At 47.4% G+C, this 6,411-nt stretch carries 4 protein-coding genes; all 4 read left to right on the forward strand.

What is annotated here, in order from left to right:
* Window positions 1-52 precede the first annotated feature (52 nt).
* The 4 genes from FHS86_RS15665 (at window position 53) to xylE (ending at window position 5,988) form a co-directional block, all read left to right on the forward strand.
* Window positions 53-1,048, forward strand: coding sequence for a GntR family transcriptional regulator (locus tag FHS86_RS15665; RefSeq protein ID WP_429415788.1), 996 nt, complete (start codon window positions 53-55; stop codon window positions 1,046-1,048).
* Window positions 1,049-1,085: 37 nt separating this feature from the next.
* Window positions 1,086-2,576 (forward strand): xylulokinase, encoded by a 1,491-nt coding sequence (locus FHS86_RS15670; protein WP_429415791.1) that lies wholly within the window; start codon window positions 1,086-1,088, stop codon window positions 2,574-2,576.
* Window positions 2,577-3,156: 580 nt separating this feature from the next.
* A complete protein-coding gene (gene xylA, locus FHS86_RS15675) occupies window positions 3,157-4,482 on the forward strand; it encodes a xylose isomerase (protein WP_429415793.1) in 1,326 nt (441 codons plus the stop codon).
* A gap of 126 nt (window positions 4,483-4,608) precedes the next feature.
* Window positions 4,609-5,988: a D-xylose transporter XylE gene (gene xylE, locus FHS86_RS15680; protein ID WP_429415796.1), complete on the forward strand. Its 1,380-nt coding sequence runs from the start codon at window positions 4,609-4,611 to the stop codon at window positions 5,986-5,988.
* The last annotated feature ends 423 nt before the right edge of the window (window positions 5,989-6,411 follow it).

Raw genomic sequence — 6,411 nt, forward strand, 5'->3', positions numbered from 1 at the left:
GAATATTCATTTTCCTGTTCTATATTTGCAGACCAGAACAGACCAGAACAGCATGTCGTTTCAATTCAACATCAACACACAATCCAACTCGCTGAAATACATTCAGCTGGTCGATGCCATTGCCAATGCCATCAGTGAAGGCTCACTGGCACATGGCGACATGCTGCCTTCGGTCAACGAGCTGGTAAAAAATGCCTCGCTCTCGCGCGATACGGTTTTTAAGGCCTACAGTGAACTGAAAAACCGGGGCATTGTTGAATCGGTCCCCAACCGGGGTTACTTTGTTTCGAAACAACTCAACAGGGTATTGCTTTTCCTCGATACATTCAAAGCTTACAAGGAAGTATTGTACGATGGTTTCCGCTCCAATCTGCCTGAAAATATCTCGGTCGATCTGATGTTTCACCATTACAATTTCAAGGTGTTCGAAACCATCATCAACGACAGTATAGGTAAATACAGTCATTACATTATCATGAATTTCGATCACCCGCGGATGAAAAAAATCATCAGCACCATCCCGACTGAAAAATTACTGGTGATCGACTGGAACATTCATACAGCAAAGCATCATTCGTACGTCAGCCAGGATTTTGGAGAAGGACTTTACCACAACCTGGAAAAACAGCTCGACAGGATAAAAAGATATAAACGCTTTGTTTATCTCTATCCCGAAAACTGGACTTTCCACCCCAAAGAATCGATCGACAATTTTCAGCAGTTCTGCAGCAAATACCAAATTCATTCGGAGCTGCTTTTCGATGCAAAAAAACTGAACATCGAAAAAGGAGACCTCTATTTGCTGGTAAGCGACCGGACCCTTACGCGCATACTCGATCGTGCGCACGAGGAAAAACTGGTATTGGGCCACGATGTAGGCATTATTTCGTACAACGAAACGCCCATGAAAAAATACATTAAAGAAGGCATTACGGTGATTTCGACCGATTTTATGCGCATGGGAGCGCTGGCAGCCGAGTACGTTCTGAATCCGGGTGAAATGAAAACCGTGGTTCCTACCAGCATGATTCTGCGCAACTCATTTTAAGTAAACAACTAACTATAAAACAATAAAACAAAACGATATGTACTTTTTAGGATACGACATAGGCAGTTCATCGGTCAAGGCATCGTTGATCAACGGAGAAAGCGGAGAGTGCCTTGCTTCCGATTTTTTCCCAAAACAGGAAATGAAAATTACAGCCAGCCAGGCCGGTTGGGCTGAACAACATCCCGACCTTTGGTGGGAAAACCTGAAACTGGCCAGCCAGTCGGTGATGAAAAGCTCGGGCATCGACCCGAAAAACATCGAAGCAATCGGTATTTCGTACCAGATGCACGGCCTGGTGGTAGTCGACAAAGATAAAAATGTACTTCGCCCCTCAATTATCTGGTGCGACAGCCGTGCTGCCGAAATTGGAAGCAGGGCTTTCGACTCACTGGGTGGCGAGCGTTGCCTGTCGAGCCTCTTGAACTCTCCGGGTAATTTTACCGCATCGAAACTGATGTGGGTAAAAGAAAATGAACCCGAAGTGTTTGCAAAAATTGATAAAATCATGTTGCCCGGCGACTACATTGCCATGCGCCTTACCGGCGAATGCAGCACCACCATTTCGGGCCTCTCGGAAGGCATGTTCTGGGACTTCCAGGCCAACGGGCTTTCAAAGATGTTGATGGAACACTATGGATTCAGCGAATCGGTCATTCCTGAAATTCGTCCTACTTTCTCCGTACAGGGAAAGGTTACAGCAGCAGTTGCTGCTGAACTCGGACTGGCCGAAGGGATAAAAGTAAGCTACCGCGGAGGCGACCAGCCCAACAACGCGCTGTCGCTTAATGTGCTCAACCCGGGCGAAGTAGCCACCACAGCAGGTACTTCGGGAGTTGTTTACGGAGTAAGCGACGAAGTGAAATACGATCCCTGGTCACGCGTAAATACCTTTGCCCACGTGAACCACAGCCCCGAACAAAACCGCCTGGGCGTGCTGCTTTGCATTAACGGTACCGGCATCCTCAACTCGTGGATGAACAAAAATGTTGGCAATTCGGCCTACAATTATGTGCAAATGAACGAACTGGCCGCAAAAATCCCCATCGGCTCCGAAGGCGTAAGCATACTTCCCTTTGGAAACGGTGCCGAACGCGTTTTGCGCGACAAAAACATCGGTTCGCAAATCAGCGGAATCAGTTTCAACACCCACTCGCAGGCCCATCTTTTCCGTGCTGCACAGGAAGGCATTGTGTTTTCATTCAACTACGGGATGGAAATCATGAAACAAATCGGAATTGATGCCCAGGTAATCCGTGCCGGAAAAGCCAACATGTTTCTGAGTCCCATTTTCCGCGAAACCCTGGCCGGCATCAGCGGTGCCACCATCGAGCTGTACAACACCGACGGTTCGATTGGCGCAGCCCGCGGAGCAGCTGTTGGATCGGGCTATTACCAGTCGTTTGCCGAAGCCTTTGGCAGTTTGAAAAAACTCGAAACCATTGTGCCCGATGCTACGAAGAAAGCAGCTTACGAAGCGGCGTATGGAAAGTGGAAAGAAGAACTGGAAAGATATAACCCCTCCTAACCTCCCCTAAAGGGGAGGAATCAGGGGCTACCTGAAAAAAGTCATTGAAAAGGGAAAGACTCATTGGTCATTAAGTAAAAAAAAGAAAGAGTCATTGAAATAGAAAAAAGTCATTGGTCATTGAGAGGAAAAAGGAAAGAGTCATTGGTCATTGAGTGAAAAAAAGAAATACAGTTGAATTTTAAAAACAACTAAAATGAAACTTGACGATTTAAAGGTATATCAAAAGGCGATGGAGCCGGGTGACAGTTGCTGGAAGGTAGTCCAGAAATTGCATTGATGTTGAATGCATACATTTCAAAAATTGGCCCAGACACAGTTCACGAAATTGAAACCGAATACGGAAAAGGATTTACCAACGATCCTTTTTCCAATGACCCTTTCCTAAATGCTGGGAGCGATAGCGACCAGTCCCTGCCTGTCCCGATTTTCGGGAATGAGCGCAGCGATATCGGGAACCATTGACTTATTAACTTAATGACTTTTTCAATGACTTATTGACTATTGACTATTGACTTATCAACTTTTATTATAAACTTCCTTCCCTGCCCCGGGCCGGGATGGACAAACAAATAGAATTATGAGCGTATTAATCGGAGAAAAAGAGTACTTCAAAGGAATCGATAAGATTCAATACGAAGGCAAGGATTCAAAAAATCCAATGGCATTTAAATGGTACGACGAAAACAAAGTCGTAGCCGGAAAAACAATGAAAGAACACCTGCGTTTTGCAGTGGCCTACTGGCACACTTTCTGCGGAACAGGCGGCGATCCTTTTGGTCCGGGAACACAAATCTTCCCATGGGACGAGCCTAAAAACTTAATGGATGCCAACAAGGCACGCATGGATGCAGCTTTTGAGTTCATCACCAAAATTGGTGCACCTTATTACTGTTTCCACGACACCGATGTGGCCGGCGACGGTTCGGTTTTCGAAATTGAAAAGAACCTGGCCGCCATGGTCGAAATTGCCAAACAAAAGCAAAAAGAATCGGGCGTTCAACTGCTGTGGGGTACTGCCAACGTATTCAGCAATCCACGCTACATGAACGGCGCTTCGACCAACCCCGATTTCAACGTACTGGCCAATGCCGGCGTACAGGTAAAAAATGCCATCGACGCCACCATTGCGCTGAACGGAACCGGTTATGTATTCTGGGGAGGACGCGAAGGCTACATGAGCCTGCTGAACACCAACACCAAGAAAGAACTCGACCACCTGGGACAGTTCCTGCGCATGGCCCGCGACTATGCCCGAAAACAAGGATTCAAAGGCACTTTCTTTATCGAACCCAAACCCATGGAGCCCACCAAGCACCAGTACGATTTCGATACCCAAACCGTATTGGGCTTCCTGAATGCTCAGGGATTGATCGACGATTTCAAACTGAATGTTGAAGTAAACCACGCTACTTTGGCCGGTCATACTTTTGCTCACGAACTGCGCATGGCTGCCGATGCAGGCAAACTGGGTTCAATCGATGCCAACAAAGGCGATTACCAAAACGGATGGGATACCGACGAATTCCCAACCAACATTTACGAAATCACCGAAGCCATGCTCGAAATACTTCCTGCCGGAGGTTTCGAACACGGCGGTATCAACTTCGACGCCAAAACCCGTCGTAACTCTACCGACCTGCAGGACATCTTCATCGCCCACATTGGTGGTATGGATGTATTTGCCCGTGCACTGGTGATTGCAGACAACATTCTCAGCAACTCCGACTTCCTGAAAATGCGTGCCGACCGTTACGCTTCGTTCAACAGCGGCGACGGTGCAGCCTTCGAAGCTGGTAAACTGAGCCTCGAACAACTGTACGAAGTAGCCAAAAAAGTAGGCGAACCGAAACAAATTAGTGGTAAGCAGGAAATGCTTGAACAATTGATTAATTATTATATTTGATCCCATCGGATTCAATAAAAATACATGATTAATCATGTGCACAACATTGAGCCCGATAGCAAGTCTTTTATCGGGCTCAATTTGTTTTCTTAAGCAACTTGTAACACTAACTAATAAACAAATCTTATGAATAACAACCGCTTTTATGTAATTGCCATCACCTTTGTGGCTACACTCGGCGGATTGCTTTTTGGTTACGACACCGCTGTTATTTCGGGTGCCGAAAAATCAATCCAAAGTTATCTCATCGACAGCCAGGGACTCAGCACGCTCATTCACGGGCTGACCACCTCGAGTGCCCTCATCGGCTGTATCATTGGTGGCGCACTGTCAGGTATTCTGGCCTCAAAACTGGGACGTAAAAAGTCACTCCTGCTGGCTGCTGCCCTGTTTTTTGTTTCTGCGCTTGGATCGGCTTTTCCCGAATTCCTCTTTTTTCAGCAGGGAAACCCCACCATTGGTTTATTGCTGATGTTTAACTTCTACCGGGTAATTGGTGGTGTTGGCGTCGGACTCGCTTCGGCCGTCACCCCCATGTACATTGGCGAAATTGCACCGGCCAACATCCGCGGGCGCCTGGTTTCGCTGAACCAGTTCGCCATTATTTTTGGTATGCTGGTGGTTTATTTTGTCAACTGGGGCATCGCCAACGGCCAAACGGTCGAATGGGTCAACTCCATCGGATGGCGCCGTATGTTCCTTTCCGAAACCATTCCGGCAGGATTGTTCGGCATCCTTCTGTTTTTTGTTCCCGAAACGCCGCGCTATCTGTCGCTTAAAGGCAACGAAGTGGAAGCAATGACCATTTTAACCCGCATCAATGGGACCGAACGTGCACGGGCTATTATGACCGATATTAAAAACAGTCTGGTGCACCATGCTTCGGCCAAACTTTTTTCCTACGGAAAGGTGGTCATCATCATTGGTATTCTGCTATCTATTTTCCAGCAGTTTGTAGGCATTAATGTGGCGCTTTACTATGCCCCCCGCATTTTCGAAAGCATGGGCGCCGCAAAAGATGCATCGATGCTGCAAACCGTCATCATGGGACTGGTAAACGTAGTCTTTACCGTGGTGGCCATCCTAACAGTCGACAAACTGGGCCGCAAACCGCTGCTCATCATTGGTTCGGCGGGCATGGCCCTTGGCATGTTTGCCATTGCCGGACTGGCCTATTTCGAGATCATCGGCATCAGCACCCTGGTTTTCATCATCATCTACACCGCATCGTTTATGATGTCGTGGGGACCAATTACCTGGGTACTTATTTCGGAGATCTTCCCGAACAAGATACGCGGGAAAGCCATTGCCATTGCCGTTGCAGCACAGTGGGCCGCCAACTACTTCATTTCGTCGACCTATCCGGCCATGATGGAACTGAGTGGCGCAATGACCTACGGCTTTTACGGACTGATGAGCGTTCTTTCGCTGTTCTTTGTCTGGAAAATGGTTCCCGAAACCAAAGGCAAAACGCTCGAAGAACTCGAAAGCCTCTGGAAGAAATAAACACTTTCGAAACACATAAAACAAGCAGCAGCCGTGCATCAAAGCGACTGCTGTTTTTTTTTTAGGGTGTGGGAACAAGAGAAGGCAATAGAAGACAATAGGAAATCCGCCAGCTGGCGGACTCGTTGCTGGTTGCTTGTTGCTGGTCACTGGTTGCTCGTTACTCGTTACTCGTTACTGGTTGCGGATAGTGGACTGCTAACTTGCTTCGCCACGGCTTACTCAGGCACTCAGGAACTCAGGCACTCAAAAAAAAACCACAATAGAAACAATAGTACACATTAGAGGAAATGGATGCTGGTTGCTTGTTGCTCGTTACTCGTTGCTCGTTGCTCGTTACTCGTTACTCGTTACTGGTTGCGGATAGTGGACTGCTAACTTGCTTCGCCACGGCTTACTCAGGCACTCAGGTACTCAGGCACT

The sequence above is a fragment of the Roseimarinus sediminis genome (assembly GCF_050433125.1).
Classification (GTDB): Bacteria; Bacteroidota; Bacteroidia; order Bacteroidales; family Prolixibacteraceae; genus Roseimarinus; species Roseimarinus sediminis.

Coding starts and splice junctions, on each gene's coding strand:
- FHS86_RS15665 (WP_429415788.1), top strand. CDS start 53: ATGTCGTTTCAATTCAACATCAACACACAATCCAACTCGCTGAAATAC.
- FHS86_RS15670 (WP_429415791.1), top strand. CDS start 1,086: ATGTACTTTTTAGGATACGACATAGGCAGTTCATCGGTCAAGGCATCG.
- xylA (WP_429415793.1), top strand. CDS start 3,157: ATGAGCGTATTAATCGGAGAAAAAGAGTACTTCAAAGGAATCGATAAG.
- xylE (WP_429415796.1), top strand. CDS start 4,609: ATGAATAACAACCGCTTTTATGTAATTGCCATCACCTTTGTGGCTACA.